The organism is Geoalkalibacter ferrihydriticus DSM 17813 (assembly GCF_000820505.1).
In the GTDB taxonomy this organism is placed as follows: Bacteria; Desulfobacterota; Desulfuromonadia; order Desulfuromonadales; family Geoalkalibacteraceae; genus Geoalkalibacter; species Geoalkalibacter ferrihydriticus.
Genome location: NZ_JWJD01000004.1, coordinates 1 through 19235 on the forward strand (window position 1 = coordinate 1; position 19235 = coordinate 19235).

The 19235-nt window shown below is 57.8% G+C and carries 20 protein-coding genes; 5 read left to right on the plus strand and 15 right to left on the minus strand.

Annotated elements, in window-relative coordinates; translation table 11 throughout:
- Nucleotides 1-205 precede the first annotated feature (205 nt).
- From GFER_RS11110 to GFER_RS11130, 5 genes are all read right to left on the minus strand, one after another.
- The gene (locus GFER_RS11110; protein ID WP_040099928.1) at nucleotides 206-1534 is read right to left on the minus strand and encodes an L-lactate MFS transporter; all 1329 of its coding nucleotides are present in this window, start codon (nucleotides 1532-1534) and stop codon (nucleotides 206-208) included.
- Between the two features lie 771 nt (nucleotides 1535-2305).
- Nucleotides 2306-3562: a cytochrome-c peroxidase gene (locus GFER_RS11115; protein WP_052446309.1), complete on the minus strand. Its 1257-nt coding sequence runs from the start codon at nucleotides 3560-3562 to the stop codon at nucleotides 2306-2308.
- Between the two features lie 535 nt (nucleotides 3563-4097).
- Entirely contained in the window at nucleotides 4098-4952 is an 855-nt protein-coding gene (locus tag GFER_RS11120; protein ID WP_040099642.1) for a universal stress protein, read from the minus strand.
- Between the two features lie 12 nt (nucleotides 4953-4964).
- Nucleotides 4965-6452 carry a SulP family inorganic anion transporter gene (locus tag GFER_RS11125; protein ID WP_040099645.1) on the minus strand — a complete coding sequence of 496 codons (1488 nt, stop codon included), beginning with the start codon at nucleotides 6450-6452 and terminating at the stop codon, nucleotides 4965-4967.
- Between the two features lie 368 nt (nucleotides 6453-6820).
- Entirely contained in the window at nucleotides 6821-7384 is a 564-nt protein-coding gene (locus GFER_RS11130) for an elongation factor P (RefSeq protein WP_040099647.1), read from the minus strand.
- Nucleotides 7385-7558: 174 nt separating this feature from the next.
- Between GFER_RS11130 and efp the strand changes: the two genes are divergently transcribed.
- Both efp and epmA read left to right on the plus strand, forming a co-directional pair.
- The gene (efp, locus tag GFER_RS11135; protein WP_040099649.1) at nucleotides 7559-8122 is read left to right on the plus strand and encodes an elongation factor P; all 564 of its coding nucleotides are present in this window, start codon (nucleotides 7559-7561) and stop codon (nucleotides 8120-8122) included.
- 6 nt (nucleotides 8123-8128) lie between these two features.
- Entirely contained in the window at nucleotides 8129-9043 is a 915-nt protein-coding gene (gene epmA / locus GFER_RS11140; RefSeq protein ID WP_040099651.1) for an EF-P lysine aminoacylase EpmA, read from the plus strand.
- Nucleotides 9044-9129: 86 nt separating this feature from the next.
- On the opposite strand, the gene katG is transcribed toward epmA, so the two are convergent.
- Nucleotides 9130-11325, minus strand: coding sequence for a catalase/peroxidase HPI (gene katG / locus GFER_RS11145; protein ID WP_040099653.1), 2196 nt, complete (start codon nucleotides 11323-11325; stop codon nucleotides 9130-9132).
- A gap of 105 nt (nucleotides 11326-11430) precedes the next feature.
- Nucleotides 11431-11868, minus strand: coding sequence for a Fur family transcriptional regulator (locus GFER_RS11150; RefSeq protein ID WP_040099655.1), 438 nt, complete (start codon nucleotides 11866-11868; stop codon nucleotides 11431-11433).
- Nucleotides 11869-12092: 224 nt separating this feature from the next.
- On the opposite strand from GFER_RS11150, the gene GFER_RS18920 reads away from it, so the two are divergent.
- Entirely contained in the window at nucleotides 12093-12242 is a 150-nt protein-coding gene (locus tag GFER_RS18920) for a hypothetical protein (RefSeq protein ID WP_153304545.1), read from the plus strand.
- Nucleotides 12243-12394: 152 nt separating this feature from the next.
- Here GFER_RS18920 and GFER_RS11155 read toward each other — a convergent pair whose 3' ends face one another.
- From GFER_RS11155 to GFER_RS11175, 5 genes are all read right to left on the minus strand, one after another.
- Entirely contained in the window at nucleotides 12395-13456 is a 1062-nt protein-coding gene (locus GFER_RS11155; RefSeq protein ID WP_040099656.1) for a KamA family radical SAM protein, read from the minus strand.
- Nucleotides 13457-13547: 91 nt separating this feature from the next.
- Complete coding sequence (locus GFER_RS11160) at nucleotides 13548-13988, minus strand: MauE/DoxX family redox-associated membrane protein (RefSeq protein WP_040099657.1); 441 nt, start codon at nucleotides 13986-13988, stop codon at nucleotides 13548-13550.
- 15 nt (nucleotides 13989-14003) lie between these two features.
- Nucleotides 14004-14504: a rhodanese-like domain-containing protein gene (locus tag GFER_RS11165; RefSeq protein WP_040099660.1), complete on the minus strand. Its 501-nt coding sequence runs from the start codon at nucleotides 14502-14504 to the stop codon at nucleotides 14004-14006.
- A gap of 3 nt (nucleotides 14505-14507) precedes the next feature.
- Nucleotides 14508-14702, minus strand: coding sequence for a SlyX family protein (locus tag GFER_RS11170; protein WP_040099662.1), 195 nt, complete (start codon nucleotides 14700-14702; stop codon nucleotides 14508-14510).
- A gap of 77 nt (nucleotides 14703-14779) precedes the next feature.
- On the minus strand, nucleotides 14780-15256 hold the full coding sequence (locus GFER_RS11175; protein ID WP_040099664.1) for a hypothetical protein: 477 nt from the start codon (nucleotides 15254-15256) through the stop codon (nucleotides 14780-14782).
- 273 nt (nucleotides 15257-15529) lie between these two features.
- Here GFER_RS11175 and GFER_RS11180 point away from each other — a divergent pair, with 273 nt between their 5' ends.
- A complete protein-coding gene (locus GFER_RS11180; RefSeq protein ID WP_040099667.1) occupies nucleotides 15530-16069 on the plus strand; it encodes a glycine cleavage system transcriptional repressor in 540 nt (179 codons plus the stop codon).
- Nucleotides 16070-16074: 5 nt separating this feature from the next.
- Nucleotides 16075-16575 carry a peptide deformylase gene (gene def / locus GFER_RS11185; protein ID WP_040099669.1) on the plus strand — a complete coding sequence of 167 codons (501 nt, stop codon included), beginning with the start codon at nucleotides 16075-16077 and terminating at the stop codon, nucleotides 16573-16575.
- Nucleotides 16576-16586: 11 nt separating this feature from the next.
- Here the strand turns inward: def and hemG are convergent, their stop codons facing one another.
- The 3 genes from hemG to GFER_RS17760 all read right to left on the minus strand — a co-directional run bounded on the left by hemG (nucleotide 16587) and on the right by GFER_RS17760 (nucleotide 19175).
- Nucleotides 16587-17999, minus strand: a complete 1413-nt coding sequence (hemG, locus tag GFER_RS11190) for a protoporphyrinogen oxidase (protein WP_040099671.1) — start codon at nucleotides 17997-17999, stop codon at nucleotides 16587-16589.
- A gap of 61 nt (nucleotides 18000-18060) precedes the next feature.
- The gene (locus GFER_RS11195; RefSeq protein ID WP_052446310.1) at nucleotides 18061-18597 is read right to left on the minus strand and encodes a tetratricopeptide repeat protein; all 537 of its coding nucleotides are present in this window, start codon (nucleotides 18595-18597) and stop codon (nucleotides 18061-18063) included.
- Between the two features lie 164 nt (nucleotides 18598-18761).
- Nucleotides 18762-19175 (minus strand): cysteine peptidase family C39 domain-containing protein, encoded by a 414-nt coding sequence (locus GFER_RS17760; RefSeq protein WP_161807405.1) that lies wholly within the window; start codon nucleotides 19173-19175, stop codon nucleotides 18762-18764.
- Nucleotides 19176-19235: the final 60 nt, after the last annotated feature.

Here is a 19235-nt window from a genome sequence, read left to right on the forward strand (position 1 = left end):
CTTCTGCCTTCTGCCTTCTGCCTTCTGCCTTCTGCCTTCTGCCTTCTGCCTTCTGCCTTCTGCCTTCTGCCTTCTGCCTTCTGCCTTCTCGCTTTCTCGCTTTCTCGCTTTCTCGCTTTCTCGCAACTGACAACTGACAACTGACAAAAAAAAACCCCGCTTGCGCGGGGTTCATCTAACCTCATTCAAATGTCAGGGGTTCGTGTCAGTCAGCCTTTTGGAAAACCAGTTCTTCCTCTTCCACAGGGGCTGCTGCGGGTGCAGTCGCCAGAGCTTCGACTTTCTTGGGCCGCAGGGAGAGGGACAGCATGGCACCGACCAGGAGCAGTACGCCGGCGACGGCGAAGGGCATGGCGAAGCTGCCGGTCTGGGCGCGGAGCATTTCAGAGAGCCGCACCAGGACAAAGCCGCCGACGCCCCAGGAGGTGAAGAGGATGCCGTAATTCATACCGAAATTCTTCAGGCCCCAGAGATCCTTGGCAAATGAGGGGAACAACGCGAGGTTAGTTCCGTAATTAAAGCCGATAAAGGTGGCCAGCAGGACAATGACAACCGCGCTGGTTCCCTGATTGCCGATCACAGGGATGGCCGCGAACATCAGAGAAGCTTGAAGGACGAGCATAATGATCAGGGTGTTGGCGCGGCCGATTTTGTCAGAGACGATACCTGCGACGATGCGACCGGCGGCGTTACCGATGGCAAGAATCGCAACAGCGAGAAATGCCAGGGTTCCCATGCTCGCCTTGGCCATACCGGCGACGCTGCCGATAACCATGAGGCCCGCGCCGGCACCGATGAAAAAGACCATCCACAGGGTGTAGAATTGACCACTTTTAAAAAGCTGCGAAGGGGTCATGTCGACGCTGGGCTTGGCAGGAGCCGCGGTCGAAGCGGCGGCAGTCTGAGCAGGTGCGCCGACAGGAACGTAACCCTTAGGCGGATTGGTGACCAGCAGTGCCAACCCACTGACGAGCACGGCAAAGGCGACACCAAAGATCAGCATGGATTGCTGAAGACCATAGGCACCGAGCATATACTGGGCCAAAGGAGCGATGTACACCGATGCCAGACCGAACCCCGACACGACGATACCCGCGATCAAACCGGTCTTTGCCGGAGGAAACCACTTGAGCGCCGGTGGCGTGGCGGCCGAATAACCAAAACCGATGCCGGCACCCGCCATCACCCCAAAACCGAGGACCCAGGCCCAATAGGCGGTGGACTGAGAAACCAGCACGAAGCCTGAAGCGACCAGCAACCCACCGATCATGATGGTTAGGCGCGGGCCGAATTTGTCCTGGCACTTGCCGGCCAGAATCATGGAAAAGGCAAACACCAGACAACATACCGCGTAAGGATCGTTGATGGCGGCAGGATTCCAATTAAATGCACCAGCTCCGCCTTGTGCGACCGAATCGGCAATGGCGCCACGGAAAATACTCCAGGTGTAAAGAATGCCGAGTGCCAGGTTGATCCCGGTTCCGGCAAGAACAACGGTCCAGCCCTTGCGGTTGGAAGTTTGCGTTGCGTTCATGGCCTGTTCCTCCTTTTGGTTGTGCTGAATTAGTGAACTGCGAGTGGCAACGTATCGAACCTGAAAGGGAAGCGGCCAGCGTACCGAAAAATTGACCACCGGCTTGCCTCCACCCATAAAAACTTGCCCCTGCCCCCCGGCCCCTGTGGATCCCCTACCGTAGGCCGACCTTTGAAAAAAACTGCACTCCTGATACCGGTCACTGCAAAAAAGATCCTTCCTGCGCGCCTCGCCTGAAGGGACCGCTTTGCAGCGATCTTCTTGTACGGCAAAATAAGGACAAAGACTCGCGTTCATGATCAAATTCTCCCGGTGCGGTTCCGATTTGCCCTTCTTGCGTATACATACAGAGCAACGCGCGTACCAACCCCGGAGATTCTTAAAAAAATCGTTCTATTTCGTTTAATTTCAACGGCTTAGAAAGACCGATCCGTTGGGGGGAGATTCCTATCCAGAGAAGTCCATTTGCAAATGTGCGAATCAGCAGGCCGCAGCACAGCTGTGAAGAAAATCGCTGATCGCGACTGAGCGAGGCTGAAAGCCGCCTGGCGGGCCTTGTGCGGGGAGAGGGGCTACTTTAAAACAAGGTTTTGCAGGACTGCAAAGAAAGGATTTCTGCATTTTCGCAATTGTGCAAATTGCGCAAATCGCTGAGAGGTGACCAGCCTTGATACTTAACAAAAAACTATGGGGGCCGGCGCATGCTTCGCCGGCCCCCACTTTCAAAATGCTCGCGGGCCGCGGAGCGGTCCCGAATTCTGCTTATTCCCGTTATTTGCTCTTACCCTTGCCCTTGCCCTTGCCTTTGACTGCATATCCATCACTCAGGGTCTGCATAAAGGCGACGATGGCCGCCTCTTCATCGGCGGTCAGACCCAGATCGCCCAATTCGTCCTCGTTCATGTTCTCCCAGACCTCCGGAACGATCATACCGGCGGCAATCATGGCGTCGCGACTGTTGTAGAAGCTGACCACCTCTTCAAGACTCTTAAGAGAACCGTTGTGCATATAGGATTTGGCAAATCCGGGGCCGGGGCGCTTGTCGGCATTGCGCAGGGTCGGCACCTTGTGCTTGCCAAAGCTTTCGGCTACGGCAGTTTCTTTATCCAGACCCCACTCGTCAAACACACTTTGCGGCAGGGTTTCCAAGAAACCGGCCAATCCCGGATCGACCCAGGCCGCCCCTTCGGGATTGATGGGCATACCGTCGACATAGACGGTATCCATGCGGTAAAAGGGATTTTCAGGATTTTTCGGAACTCCGAGATTGTCATAGGTAAAATCGGTGAACAGGGGCGCCGGATGGCATGCGCTACAGCGACCCTTGCCGTTGAACAGTTGCAGGCCCCAGGCTTCCTGCTCGGTAAATTCAGCTTCTCCGGCCATCACATAGTCGAACTTCGAATTGAAGGGGCTCACTTCCACGGAACGCTCGAAGGCGGCGACGGCCAGAGCAAAATTCTTGTAGGCGCGCAAATGTCCGTCGGCGTCATAGGCGCTGCAATCCAGGGGCTCGCCGTAGACCACTTCGTAGAGATAAGCATACTTGGATTGCTCCACAATCATGCAGGCGGCTTCTTCACTGGGGAGATTCTGTTCGACGGGGTTGAGGTAGGGCCCCATGGCCTGATCGGCCAGGGGATCGCCGGTCACCCAGCCCGTGGCGCGGCCGTCCCAGAACATGCCGCCGGCAAACAACCATTCGTCCTCGTCCATATCATAGACATAATCAAAGACAGGGCTGTCGCCCGCATAGGAGGCAGTCGGCGGACGCCGGTTGCCGAAACGCTGGCGCTCGGCTCCAGGATAGACAGCTCCTTGCTTGTTGATGCCGGGGATATGCCCGCTGAAACCGCTACGCTCTTCGTGGCAGAAGGCGCAGGACTGATTGTTGGGGCTGGATAGTGAACTATCGAAATAGAGTTCCTTGCCGAACTGTTCCTCAGGAGTCAACTCGGCAGCAGCAGGCATGCCAACCAGGAGCCCTAGCACGGTGAGTGCTAGAGCCTTGCAGATAAAGCTTTTCATAAATGACGTCCTCCCTGAAACATAGTGCGTGTTGAGAAAAAAACCGAAGACCCTCTGCCCGACCACTGAATGAAACAAATGAAAGCCGCCCTGGAACACAGCCAGCTCACCTCCCTTCTCTCAGATTCCAGATGTGCGGCAACAGGGGTTACCAGAAGTAGACGAAATTGCACCTACCCTTTTGTTAGCAGGGAATCACGCCTTGTCAACAAAAGATAAACCTCCATATTTTATGGATTTTTAAGTTTCCCCCGCAAGTTACGCGGGTTTTTCGACCACGGTCGACTCGGTTTTTTTTACAATTATTTTCCCCCAATCTCAAAGCGCCAAAGTCCTTGGTTCAGCTGCGGCCGAGCCTAAAACGCCGCCATGAGGATATTCTTACACCGGGCACAAAAAAACCTCCTTGATAACCAAACCAAGGAGGCGTGTATAGGCAGGCGCAACAAACCGCCAAGCTGTGTGCCTGGCCGATGGCCCCGGGGGCAACGTCGCCGCGTTGCGGCCCACATCTGGTCGGACTAGCGAAGCACAATCACCGCAGCAGCAGCAAAGGCACGGTGGATTTAAGCATCATCTCGGTGGTGGTGCTACCGATGAGCAACTGGCGAATGCGCGAATGGCCATAGGCGCCCATGATCATCAGATCGATTCCATGCTCCTGCTGGTACTGGCTCAAGACGCTGCTTGCCTCACCGGGCAGGATCACCGCCGGTGTTTCGAAGCCGGCAGACTCCAGACGCAGGCGGGCACGCTCCAACTGGGCGCGTGCCTCGGCGGTATCCGGTCCCACCATCACCAGATGACAGGGCAGGCCCTTGAACAAAGGGCTGGCTGCCACCATATCCACCCCTTTGCGAGTGGTGGCGCTGCCGTCAAAGGCGAGCATGATTTTTTGCGGCGCGCGAAATTCGGCGGTTGTCACCAGGATCGGGCGGCTCATGGCACGGATCACCCGCTCCAGGTGGCTGCCCAGATGTTCCTTTGCGACATCGGCCGCCTCACCACGTCGACCGAGCACTAATAGACGGATTCCGCCTTCCAATTCGCTCAAGGTTTCCACCAGTCCGCCATGGCGCTGCAGCGCCTCGGGCGAAGCCACCCCGGCATTTTTCGCACGTTCCTTGGCGGCAGCCAGAATCTGGCGACCGCGCTCCTGGGCCAGTTTGCCGCGCTTGGCATCGAGTTCCGCCAATTCTTCAAGCAAGGATTCGCGCGCACCCAGACCGAGACTGCCGCTCAAGTCGGCCGGGCGGGGTTCCTGCGTTTTGCTCAGAACATGGAGAAAGGTCAGCGGCGCTTCGAGCCGCAGCGCCGCCCAGGCGGCCGCGTCGCACACGGCCGGGGCATAGGTAGAGCCGTCAATACAGGCAAGTACGAGGGTTTTCATGGCAGAGCTCCTTTAATGGCCCATGAGGCGTTCGACCGCGTCGGGCTTGTCATGCACGGCAAACCGATCGACCATGGTTTCGCTGGCCTTGTTGAGGCCGATGATTTCGACCTCGGTGCCCTCACGACGGAACTTGAGGATGACCTTGTCCAGGGCGCCGACCGCGGTAATGTCCCAGAAGTGGGCCCGACTGACGTCAATTTGCACCTTCTCCACCGCCTCCTTCAAGTCAAAAGAGGCGATAAAACTTTCGGCGGAGGTGAAAAACACCTGGCCGATAACCTGATAGTGGCGCACCCGACCATCCTCCGACAGGTGGGTGCCAACATACAGAATTTTACCGATCTTGTAAGCAAAGAACAGGGCACTGAGCAGCACCCCGACCATAACCCCCAGCGCCAGATTGTGCGTCGCGACCACCACGATCACAGTCGAGGTCATTACGATGCTCGAACTTTTGGGGTTCTTGCGCAGATTGCGGATCGACTCCCAGCTGAAGGTACCGATGGCCACCATGATCATCACCGCCACCAGTGCCGCCATGGGAATGCGCGCCACCCAGTCGCCGACAAACACCACCATCAGCAACAGAAACACGCCGGCCAACAGCGTCGAGAGCCGCCCGCGGCCGCCTGATTTGATATTGATGACAGACTGGCCGATCATCGCGCAACCAGCCATGCCGCCGAGAAATCCGGCGCCGATATTGGCCACACCCTGACCGACGCATTCACGGTTTTTGTTACTCGCAGAATCGGTAAGGTCGTCAACGATGGTGGCGGTCATCATCGACTCGAGCAGACCAACAATCGCCAGAGGCACTGAATAGGGGAAAATAATCCAGAGGGTTTCAAGGTTCAGCGGAATGTCGGGGAGCAGAAAAACCGGCAGGCTATCCGGCAAAGCCCCCATGTCGCCCACCGTGCGCACATCCACACCAAAAAAAACCGTAAACGCCGTCAGGCCGACTATGCAGATCAGTGGCGAGGGAATGGCCCGGGTGACATAGGGAAAGAGATAGATAAGGCCGAGACCCGCCGCCAGCAGGGCATAAACTTGCCAGCCGACGTTGGTGATTTCCGGTAATTGCGCCAGAAAGATGAGAATCGCCAGGGCGTTGACAAAACCGATCACCACCGAGCGCGACACGAAACGCATCAGCCCCCCCAGGCGAAAAACACCCGCCAGAATCTGTAGCAGACCCGTCAGCACAGTCGCCGCAAGCAGATACTGCAGACCATGATCTCGCACCAGCAACACCATGAGCAACGCCATGGCGCCGGTGGCACCTGAAATCATGCCGGGGCGGCCACCGACAAAGGCCGTGACCACGGCAATGCAGAAAGAAGCATAGAGGCCAACCTTGGGGTCGACCCCGGCAATGATGGAAAAAGCGATGGCTTCGGGAATCAGCGCCAGGGCGACGACCATTCCCGCAAGAACATCTCCACGCAAATTGAAGAACCAGTTAAGCCGAATCGAGTGCAAAGCATGGATCATTGGTGCAATTCCTTGAAAAAGAGAGTGCTCTCAAACCGGACGCAGTCGCACCTGAGCCCGAAAAAAAGGAACTTTGGGCGCACGGGACCGGAACAGCAGGGGACGAAAGACGCTGAGGGTAAACGCTTATGGCGGGGTTGCGAGGCAGGCGCTAAAAACAGTCAGGGTGGTCAAGGGGAAAGCTTCTTCGCAGATGAGGAACTCTAAATTCAAAAACCAAACATGACGCGCAGGACAAGGCGGCGACCCTATGCCTAATCAGCAAAAAATGCAAGACAAAAATCAACCCTAAGAATAGACACCGGAAATTAAAAACCGCCGCCCGTTCAAGCAGGCGGCGGTTTGCAAAGCAATTCGAGATAAACGCCTCAGGCGCGCGACACGAAACGCCCATCGCGGGTATCGACCTTGATCTTTTCCCCGGACTCCAGATAACCCGGCACCTGCAAACGCAAACCGGTTTCCAGCAATGCCTCCTTGGTCTGGGCGGTCGCCGTGGCGTTCTTGATGGCCGGCGCGGTTTCCGTCACCACCAGTTCCACCACCATGGGCGGATCAACACTCACCACCTGCCCCTGAAACACGCCCAGGGTCACTTCGGCGCCTTCCAGCAGATAGCCCTGCACGGGGGTGAAAAGTTCTTCGTTCAATTCGTACTGCTCGTAATTCTCCAGATCCATGAACACCCCGCCATCGCCGGAAGGGTAGAGAAACTGGCCTTTGCGCCTCTCGAAATCGGCCTCGTCGACCTTGTCGCCGGCCTTGAAGGCTTTCTCCAGAACCTGGTTTGTAAGCAGATTGCGGTACTTGGTCTTGACCAGGGTATTGCCGCCACGCGCCGAGGGCGACTGAAAGCTGACATCGAGCACCAGACACGGCGCCTGATCAAGCTGAATGACCAGCCCGCGCTTGAGATCATTGGTAAGGATCATGGTTGAGGCTCCTTGAAGTTGTGAAGGCTGCGGAAACTTACCATAAAACAAGTCGGCGACACAACGCTCACCACACAATTTTCCCATGACAAAGCCCCCTTGGTTATGTTCTAATTGAGAGCTTTTTCGGCAACCCTCCGCCACCAGAGGGAAAAGACCAAGGAGAACAAGAATATGTACAACTGTTCCGACCTCAAGAAGGGCCTCAAGCTCATGGTCGACGGCGAGCCGCATGTCATTGTCGCCTTCGACTTCACCAAACCCGGCAAGGGTCAGGCCCTCTACAAATGCAAGCTGCGCAACATGATCACCGGCTCACTGTTCGATCGTACCTACCGCTCCGGCGAATCCTTCGAGCCCGCCAGCCTGGAAGACCGCGACATGCAGTACCTTTACCAGGACGAGTCCGGCTATGTCTTCATGGACCAGAAGAATTATGAGCAGGTCACCCTCAGCGCCGAGACCCTGGGCGACGACAAGTACTTTCTCATCGACAATATGGACGTGAAAGTCCTCATGTTCGGTGATCGCGCCATCGGTATCACCCTGCCCAACTTCGTCAACCTCAAGATCACCCAGACCGACCCTTGGGTCAAGGGCGACACCGCCGCGGGCAACAATAAACCGGCCACCGTCGAAACCGGCTACACCCTGCAAGTCCCAAGCTTCGTCGAGGAGGGCGATCTGATCCAGATCGACACGCGCACCGGATCTTACAATACCCGCGTCAAGGAATAAGCCCCCATGGTGGAGCCCAACTGGCGGCTTGCCGGCAAGCGCGCCAAGTTGATGGAACGGGCCCGGATCATCCAGATGATCCGGGCTTTTTTCATCGAACACGATTATCTGGAGACCGAAACGCCCCACCGCGTGCCGGGCAACGCCCCCGAGGGCTACATCGCGCCGGTGGCCAGCGAGACCTGGTTTCTGCACACCTCGCCCGAGTTGGCGATGAAACGCCTGCTTGCCGCAGGCTATCCGCGCCTCTTTCAGATCTGCCGCTGCTGGCGCCACGCCGAACGCGGCAGCCGCCACCTGCCCGAATTCACGATGCTCGAGTGGTACCGCGCGCAGGCCGATTACCGCGATCTGATGGCGGAATGCGAGATGCTGCTGAACAGGCTGGTACCGGGCGGCGAGCTCGTGCGCGCCGGCAGAGCCATCGACCTGAGGCCGCCCTGGGAGCGGCTGAGCGTCGCCGAGGCCTTTGCCCGCCACACCGCCACCACCCCGCAACAGGCGCTGGCCGCGGATCGTTTCGACGAAATCATCGCCTTCGAGATCGAACCGCACCTCGGCTCGGGCAGGCCGACTTTTCTCATCGACTACCCCGCCCCCCTAGCCGCCCTGGCACGAAAAAAGCCCGACAACCCAGAGATTGCCGAGCGTTTCGAGCTGTACATCGCCGGCTTGGAGCTGGCCAACGCCTTTTCCGAACTTACCGAGCCCGTCGAGCAGCGCGCCCGCTTCGCTCAGGAGGAAACCATACGGCGCAGCGCCGGCCAGCCCCCCTACCCCATGCCCGAAAAATTTCTCGCCGAACTGGCGCACATGCCGCCCGCCGCGGGCATCGCACTGGGCATTGATCGCCTGGTCATGCTGCTCACGGGTGCGGCGGCCATCGACGAGGTTGTGGCGTTTACGCCGGAGGATTTGTAGCCTGGGGAGCAAGCCCCCCAGGCTACCTGATTAACCAACCGTTTTCTTCGACCAGTCGGAAACCGGCACAGACGTTAATGCGACGTTCAGACGATGTCGAAACGATCCAGGTTCATGACCTTATTCCACACCGCAACAAAGTCGTTCAAAAACTTCTCCTGGGCGTCCTCACTTGCGTAGACTTCCGCCAAAGCCCGAAGTTGGGAGTTCGAACCGAAGATCAGGTCGACCCGGGTACCCGTCCATTTTAGTTCGCCGCTCTTGCGGTCACGACCCTCAAACAGGTCTCCGGCTTCCGAGGTCGCCTTCCAGGTGGTGCTCATATCGAGCAGATTCACGAAGAAGTCATTGGTGAGCGCTTCTGGTCGCTTGGTGAAGACGCCGTGTTTGGACTGATCGACGTTGGCATTCAAGGCGCGCATACCGCCAACCAGGACCGTCATCTCAGGGGCGGTCAGCGTCAGCAATTGCGCACGATCAATCAACATTTCCTCGGCCGAGACGGTGTATTTGGTTTTGAGATAGTTGCGGAACCCGTCGGCCTCCGGTTCAAGTACGGCGAATGCTGCCACGTCGGTTTGCTCCTGCGAGGCATCCGTGCGCCCCGGCGTGAAGGGTACGCTGACATCGTGGCCGGCATTCTTCGCCGCTTGCTCGACACCTGCGCATCCGCCCAGAACAATCAAATCGGCGAGGGAAACCTTCTTCCCGCCTGACTGCGCGCTGTTGAATTCCTTCTGGATTCCCTCGAGGGCTGCAAGCACCTTCGTCAGTTGCTGCGGCTGGTTAACCGTCCAATCTTTCTGCGGCGCCAAACGGATGCGCGCCCCGTTCGCCCCACCACGTTTGTCGGAGCCGCGGAAGGTGGAGGCCGACGCCCAGGCGGTCGCGACCAGTTGGGGGACCGACAGCCCTGAAGCAAGGATTTTTCCCTTGAGAGAGGCAATATCGGCCGCATCGATCAGCGCGTGATCGACAGCGGGGACCGGGTCTTGCCAGATGAGTTCTTCGGCCGGGACTTCGGGACCGAGATAGCGCGAGATCGGGCCCATGTCGCGATGGACCAGCTTGAACCAGGCGCGCGCGAAGGCATCGGCGAATTCTTCAGGATTCTGCAGGTAGCGCCGCGCGATCGGTTCATAAATCGGGTCGTAGCGCAGGGAGAGGTCCGCCGTGGTCATCATCGGCCGGTGTTTCTTCGACGGATCGTGCGCGTCAACCACCATGTCCTCGTCGTCCACGTCTTTAGCCAGCCACTGATGCGCGCCGGCCGGGCTCTTGACCAGCTCATACTCGTACTTGAACAGCACCTTCAGATAGCCCATGTCCCACCTGGTCGGATGCGGTTTCCAGGCGCCCTCGATGCCGCTGGTGATCGTATCCCCCCCTTTGCCGCTGCCGAAGCTGCTTTTCCAACCGAGGCCCTGCTCTTCGATGGGAGCAGCTTCGGGCTCGGGACCGACATGGGCGGCATCGCCTGCACCATGGCATTTGCCGAAGGTATGCCCACCGGCGACGAGGGCAACGGTTTCTTCGTCATTCATCGCCATGCGCGCAAAAGTTTCGCGAACGTCGCGCCCCGACGCGACCGGATCCGGCTCGCCGTTCGGCCCTTCCGGATTCACATAGATCAGACCCATCTGCACGGCAGCGAGAGGATTTTCAAGTTCGCGGTCGCCTTCATAGCGCTTGTCGCCAAGCCACTCAGCTTCAGAACCCCAGTAAATATCCTCTTCCGGCTCCCAGATGTCTTCACGTCCGCCGGCAAAGCCGAACGTCTTGAATCCCATCGACTCCAGAGCGCAGTTGCCGGCGAGGATCATCAGATCGGCCCAGGAGATTTTCTTGCCGTACTTCTGCTTGATCGGCCAAAGCAAACGGCGCGCCTTGTCGAGGTTGGCGTTGTCCGGCCAGCTGTTGAGCGGCGCGAAACGCTGGTTACCGCTTCCGGCGCCGCCGCGGCCGTCACCCATGCGATAGGTGCCTGCGCTGTGCCACGCCATGCGGATGAAGAGCCCCCCGTAGTGACCGTAATCAGCCGGCCACCAGTCCTGCGAGTCGGTCATCAGCGTATAGAGGTCCTGTTTCACAGCATTGAGGTCGAGACTCTTGAACGCCTCAGCGTAGTTGAACGCCTCGCCCATCGGGTCTCCCATGGGAGGGTTCTGGTGAAGAATCTTGAGGTTCAATTGATTCGGCCACCAGTCCTTGTTTGACGTGCCCCCGCCTGCAATAGGCTTGTCAGTGCGACCTGTGACCGGACACTTTCTTTCTTCGCTCATCTTTGTTCTCCTTTAAAGGGTTCAACTTCTTGAGCAAAAATCCACCAAAAAAAACTTAATAAATACTACCTGGTAAGAACCTTTCCTACAATTGGGCCAAAAAAATCAGGAGTTCATGCAGTCCTTGCAGATTCCATAGATAACGACATTTTTCCTGCCGATTTTCCCCCAACGCGACAAACCCTCCGGAAGCTCAATACATTCAATTGACGGCCACTGAAAATCGGAAATTTTTTTACACTTCTCACAGATCAGATGATGATGTTGCGCCTGGACCACTTCAAACCGCGCCTGGCTCTCCACCGTATCGACCCGGTTGACCAGACCATGCTGAACAAAAGTCGCCAGTGTACGGTAAATGGTGTCAAGGGAGAGTGTCGGCATTTTTTTGCACAGACGCTGATAAAGTTGCTCTGCACTCGGGTGATCTTCTGACATTGCCAGCGCTGTGAAGATTTCAAGACGCTGTGGCGTCAAGCGCAGCTCATGCTCGCGACATTGCTGTTTAAATTTCTTGATCTGCTCTTTAAGAATCGGCGTCATGGAATCCACAATATTTCATAAGAATATTTACTAACAGGGTATCTCATGCAGGAAAAAAGTCAACCAACAAGGACAAATAGGGTAAACTGCCTAAGAGCCGGGCTGGTTCGCGCAGCGTCGCGCAGCCTGGATGGCGGTCCAAAGACCCCTGCGTTCTCTGACGCCACGAACCACATGCGACACCAGGCGACAACTCTTATGCTTGGAATTGAAAGGAGCGATCAATGATGATCAAGCAAGTGATGACCTGGCTGATAACCCTGATGCTGATAATCGGGATGGCCGGATGTGCTGCCCTGGCGCCAGAGCCTGAAACCCGTGTCATCTGCCCGGCGTGCGGATACGACTTCGATACGCCCAAGCAGCATAACTGATTTGGTTGCCGGCTCCCGGGCTGCCGATCGGAAGTTTTTTCGTTGTCCCTGGATTTCAAGAGCCCCGCAGATAAAGAGGCAAGGCGAAAGGGGGAGCAAAACCGTCGGGTCGCGCCCGGCCTGCGCCGAAACCGGCAACGAACTTGTAACGATTATGCAGAAGGATTGTCAGAACAAAGATACTGGGGAAACTCCACCCGCTCGCCGCGGGGCGCGCGCAGCACGGCCACGTCGCCGAGCTTTTCGACGGATTCAGGAACAATCGGCACCTTGCCGCGACCGCCGGGCAGATCGACGACGTAATGAGGAATGGCCAGACCGGAGAGGGTTCCGCGCAGAGCGGCCATAATCTCCAGGCCGGTTTCGAGGCGGGTGCGGAAATGGCCGGTGCCGCGCACCAGATCCATATGGTGCAGGTAATAGGGCCGCACACGCAGTTTGAGCAGTGCGCGGAACAATTCTTCAAGGGTCGCAGCATCGTCGTTGACGCCGCGCAGCAGCACCGTCTGGTTGCCCACCGGCACTCCGGCATCGGCCAGGCGCAGGCAGGCTTCCATCGCCTCGGGGGTGAGCTCGCGGGGATGGTTGAAGTGGGTGTTGACGAACAGGGGGTGGCATTGTCGCAACAGGGCGCAGAGACTTGGTGTAATGCGCGCCGAGAGCACCACCGGGGCGCGGGTGCCGATGCGGATAATCTCGACATGGGGAATGCGCCGCAGGCGTTCAAGGATTTCCTTAAGCAGCAGATCGGACATGAGCAGCGGCTCGCCGCCGGACAGGATCACATCACGCACGCTGGGCGTGCGAGCCACGTATTCGATGCCGGCCATGACTTCGCCGAAAGAAACTTCCATGCCTCGACACCCGACCTTGCGCTTGCGTGTGCAGAAGCGACAGTAGGTGGCACAAGTGCCCGCCACCAGCAACAGCACTCGGTCGGGGTAGCGATGCACGGCATGGGACAAGGGCGCGAGGTGGTCTTCGTTGAGGGGATCGACCTGGGCCTGGTCGTCATGCAATTCCCGCACATCGGGCACGCATTGGCGCCAGATGGCGTCACCGGGCTCTTCGATGAGATCAAGATACTGGGGTGTGATGCGCAAGGGGTAACGGGCGCAGACGGCTTCCAGTGCCGCGGCGTCCAGCGCAAAACGCTCGGCCAGTTGTGCAGGCGTGGTGAGGCTCGCCTTGAGTTGCTGCTGCCAGAGTTCCATGGAATAACCGGTGGGAAAAGGTGATAAGTGATGAGTAACGCCTGATCCTTCAGGTCGAAGAATGTCAGGGGCAAGGGAAATCCTGGGGAAATCAGGCGCTCTCTTTGACCTGATCGCCGCGCAGCCACCAAGTGGCAACCACCAGCACCATAATGCCCAGATCCCTGATCAGCGCCTCGAGGGCGCTGGTATGACCATCGCCGCCGGGGTTGAAACAACCGCAGTCGATGTCAAGGCCGCGCGCGATAACGGTCGCCAACACGATAATGAACACCAGGTTGAGTCCGCCGATCACCAGGGCTGCGGGGCGCACCCGCTGATTGAGGATCAGCAAAATGCCGGCCAGGATTTCTACATAGGGCAGGGTTGCCGCCACCAGGAAATTCCAACTGTAGGGCAGAATCTGGTAATTGGCGACACTGCCGGCAAAAGCGGTGACGTCCGCCGCCTTGATCCAACCGGCATAGAGAAAAATGCCGCCCAGAGACAGGCGCGCCAGATGATAGATGGAAGTCTTCAGGGAAAGAGTCATGACCGGAACCTTCGCCTAACGCGGCGCTTTTTCGACAGGCAACCCAGCGGCCCGCCACTCGGGCATGCCGCCTTCGTAGGACCAGACGTCACGGTAGCCCTCGTCGATGAGGCGCAGACCCAGATCGAAGGAATCAGGGCAACCGTAACCACTGCAATAAAGGATTAGCTGCCGGTCCGGAGCGACCCGGGCGCGGAAATCTTCCAGGTGAGCCTCCACATCGGCAAGGGGCAGGGAAATCGCCCCGGCGATATGCCCATCGCGATAAACCTCGAAAATCCGAGCATCAACCAAAACGGCGCCGGCCTCGCGGGCCGCGATAACCTCGGCGAGACCGATGGGTTGCGGATAAGCCATGACAGGCTGGTCGGGGACGTGCTGAACCACGGGCGCAACCACCTTACCTGAAAATGCATTGAATATCAGGCGATAGTTGATGGAAAGCCCGATCACCACGCCCAATGAGAGGATGATGACGGCTTCAAACACAATGCGCAGTTTTTCGTCGTGGGTCATGGATCAGATATCTTTGGGGGGCATGGGCACATTCTCGCTCAGGCGGGCCAAGTGAAGGCGCAGGAGACGCAGATCCTCTTCAAGTTCCAGAATTCTGCCGTTGCACTCGGTCACCACCTGGTTGAGATCTTCCACTACGCGCTCGTAGTGGGCCTGGCGTGTTTCCAGGGTGAGCAGACGCTCCTGGGTATCCTCCATCACACTTCTCCAGAACACAAAGTTGGAGAATATTCTAACAGATACCGTGCCCTGGAGCAAGGCAATGAGCCCGCAGCTCAACTCTGGGCAAGGCTCGCAAGCAGCGTCTGACGCTTCTTGAGCAATTCCTCCAGATCCTCGAGCAGACCCGCAAGCAGCGCCTGCATGTTCGGACCGCCGCCCTCACGGTCGATACCATCCACGGCACCAGCCAGGGCGGCCGTCTTATCAAGCAGGTTGAGGTCGAAATCCAGCAGCGCCTCTTCCTTTTCGGGAGAAACAGAAATCGAACCTGCCTGCTGCGAATCTGCCTCGACAAGGGTCGCCTTGATCTGCGCCAAGCGGCGTAAAGATTCGCTCAGCGCCGCGCGCGGCCCGCCTTCGGGAAGCCCGGCGACGAAATCGGCCAGCCGTTCACGAATTTCGCCGAGGCGGCCGGAGAGAAAATGTCGCAACAACCGATCGGTTTCCAGATGATGAATCGCCCGGTAACCAGGAAATTCAGGGACATGCCGACCGATAATCTCAATTTTAGGGTGCCGATCTCTCTTCATGATCCATCCTGAAATAACGTCCGCCTGAATAATACGCATTGCAAGCGGCTCCACTAATTTCGCCCGCGGGAACTACCTAAAACTTAGCAGCCCCAAGCAGAGTGTCAACGTTCGGGGCGGCGAAGCTGCTGCGTGGGAAAAAAGGCTGTCCATGACCGCCAATTGGCGCCGCACATCCCGGGAGACTGGCATTTTTTTTCGGGCAATGCTAAAAAAGAGAACGCCGAATTCTGCAGCGTTCCCTTTTTTCTATTTTTCGGGAGGAGATCCGTTATGCCCCATTTCGCACTGACCATCATCGGCCGCGACCGACCCGGCATCGTCTCGCAGGTAACGGAGATTCTTTACCGTCTCGGCTGCAACATCGCCGATTCGAGCTGCTCCATTCTTGGCGGTCAGTTTGCCATGATCCTGATCATCTCGCACCCTGAATATACCGACCGCGCGAGTTTCGGTGATGTTTTCGCGCCCTTGGAGGAAACCAACCTTTCGGTTTTTCTGCGTACCCTGCGTCCCGGCGGCGAGAAACGCCCCGACCTGCCTGGCGAGATCTGCATGATTTCGGTCTATGGCTCGGACAAGCCGGGCATCGTCTATCGCGTTGCCAAGGAGCTGGGTGATCGCCGGATCAATATCACCGACCTCAACACCAAGCTGATCGGCAGCGAAAGCCGCCCGGTCTATGTCATGATGATCGAGGCGGTGCTACCGGACGATCTCTCCAGCGATGACTTGACGCACCTCCTCGACCATCTCAAGGAAGCCTTGCAGGTCGACATCTCAGTGCGCTCCATTACCCCCGTGGAGCTCTGATCCACATGGCCGTCAAGGAAATCCGCCTCTACCCTGACCCCATTCTCAAGCAGGTCTGTGCCCCCGTCGCCGGGATCGATGCGCAGGTTGACGCCCTGGTACAGGATCTGCTCGACACCATGATTGCGGCCGGCCACTCGGTGGGCGTCGCCGCACCCCAGATCGGCGTCGGCTTGCGCGTGGTGGTGGTCGATGTCTCAAAAAGCAAGCTCGGTCGCGACAACAACCACGGCTGTCTGGTACTCATCAATCCCGAGATCATCGAGCGCGAAGGGGAAAAAGTCATGCGTGAAGGATGCATGAGCGTGCCCAATTACACCGGCAACGTAGCCCGCGCCGAAAGTATCGTCGTGCAGTTTCTCGACCGCTCCGGCAACGAGCGCGTGATCAACGCCGACGGATTCGAGGCCGTTGCCATCCAGCATGAAATGGATCACCTCGACGGCATGCTGTTTCTCGATCGGGTGTCAAACCTCAAAACCGACGTTTTTCGGCGCAAAAAATAGCTATTCTGAAATTACCCGGCCTTTGCATTCAATCCTTGGATCACTCGCTCAACAACCTGATGTGAGGCATGTACGCAGTCGTTAAGCCCGATGCCGTAAAAGGCATTACCTGTCAGGTAGAGACCCGGGATATCCTGAAGCCTTTCATCAAGAGCAGCCAACCGCTTGGCATGACCGACAATGTACTGTGGAATGGCCTGGGGATGGCGGAAAATTCGCACAAAGTCCGGTTCGGCGGCAATACCCATGGCGGCATTGAGATCGGCAAGGGTGCGGGCCCGCACTTCCGCATCGGAAAACTCGATGGCGCCCGGGTTGGCCGCCCCGCCCATCATGGAGCGCAACAGCACCATGCCCTCGGGCGCCCGGTTGGGGAAAATGCTGGAATCCCACAGAGTGCCCAGGGTACTGCACCCTTCCTTGCGCGGAATGAGATAGCCGAAACCGTCAAGAGAATGGGCGACCTTATCGCGCTCGTAGCCGAAGCAGATAACGTTCATGGGCGCATAGGGAATCTCATTGAGCAACGTAACCAGAGCGTCATCGAGCCCCACGGCCATTTCGGCCAGGGCATGGGCGGGCGCGGCGCTGACGACCACATCGGCATCCAGGGTACCGCCGCCCTCAAAGCGTAACTCGAAGCCGCCATCCTTGCGCAGGATGCGCTCAATGCTCGCAGCTTTGCGGATTTCACCGCGCACCTTGACCGCGGTGCCGTCGGTGAGTTCCTGAATTCCTCCCGTAAAAGAGGTCAGTACCCCACCGGGGCCGGCGGCACTCGCCACCTGCTTACCTTCCTTGATTTCCTTTTTTTTCTTTTTGGCCAGCTTGACCATTGCTTTGACCAGTCCGCCGTATTCTTCTTCGAGCTGCTGAATCCGCGGAAAGCAGCTTTTGAGACTCATGGTTTCCGGATCACCGGCAAAGATGCCGGACACCATGGGCGCGATGAGTTTGTCCAGCGCTTCGGCTCCCAGACGCCGCCGCCCGAAATCCGCCAGGGTTTCGTCTTCACCGTCGCGCTTGGCCGGGATCAGCATTTCCCCGGAAAGGCGCAGTTTTCCCGGCCAGGAGATGAGCTTGGACTTGAGGAACATGGCCCCGTTTTCCGGCAAACGATGTAGAACGCCTTCGGAGAAAATATAACGTTTGCGGGCATTATCGTCGGAGCGCAGCAGGCGGTTGCGGATATCGAGTTGCTCGCAGAGTTCCAGGGTCCAGGGCTTGCTGTCGAGAAAACCATTCGGCCCCCATTCGCAGAGAAAGCCTTCGTCCCGAATACTCCAGATCTTACCGCCGATACGGTCTTTTTTTTCAAGAACGACAATTTCGAGGTCCAAACCCGCGGCTTGGGCCTGCCGCTCAAGCAGGAAGGCAGTGGTCAGGCCGGAAATACCGGCGCCGATAATAGCAATGCGGGTCATCAAGGGTCTCCTTTTGGAATGCCGGGGGATTACTAAAGCCCCTCAAAAGATTTTCGGATTTTTAATCATGCAGGAGATTCTGCAAATCGTCGTCGAGGGGCAATTCAGGACTCAGTTCCAGGGCGGCCGCCACGGCATCTCGGGCCTCCGCATACTCACCCCGGGCCAGGTGCACCTCTGCCAAAGTTTCAAGGACGAGCGGATTTTCGGGAGCCAGGAGCTGGGCCTGGCGCGCTTGAGCGAGTGACTGATCAAGATCCCCCTGCTGCAAAAGCACCCAGGCCAGATTATTGAGAGCGACGGGATCGACAGGATCGCGCTGGAGCGCACGTTGATAGGCGCGAGCGGCTCCTTGCCAATCCTGCTGCTCAGCCAGGGTGTTGCCAAGGTTGACCAGGGGCACGGCCCACTGCCGGTCAAGCTCGGCCGCACGCTCGTAGGAGCGCACCGCCAGATCGAGATCGCCACGTGCCTCATAGGAAACGCCCAGATCGTTGTGCTGGGCTGCGTCGAGAGGATCGTTGAGTACAATGATGCGCGGCATGGAGCAGCCGACCATAACCACCATCAGCGTTGCGATCAAACAGAAACGCATCATCTTCAATCAGCTCCAGGTTGATAGACAAATAGGGGACAAATCTGATCAAGACGGATCAGAACCGGCAAGCACAACAAAATTCATTTTTAACGTTTTTTTGTCCATCAGAACTTATCCGCTTTGCGTCCGTGCCCGATTTATTTTCCCTGATCCGCGTTAGACTCTCAGGGCAGGTAAAGATACAGCCGGTTCATGGTCTCCCAGCGCCGCTGCAGTTCTTCGGAGGCCATGAACAGACCCGCGGTCCGGCCATCGTGCACCAGAAAGCGCTCGGCATCATAACCGAATACCACAAGATAATGGGGGCGCCGTAGGGGTCCGAAACCCATCTCGACCAACACCGCGACTGGGCGCCCGGCATCCACCATGCGCCGCAGCAAGGCGATATCACCACGTCCCGTCCGGGTCTCAAGCCCTTGGCCCTGGGCGAAGTTCTGCATATCCGCCAGCAGCGACCCGCCCAAACGCTCATCATACACGTACCCTTCGATCTGCTCCAAGGGAATGTCGCGTCCCCGATGTGCCAACAGTGAAGCCAGAGCCGCGGGGCCACAGTCATTACCCGCCTGTTGCGCCACAAAGGGCACCCCCTCAACAAACTGGAGCCCCGGTTGTCCGGGGCTCCAAGTGGGGTGTTG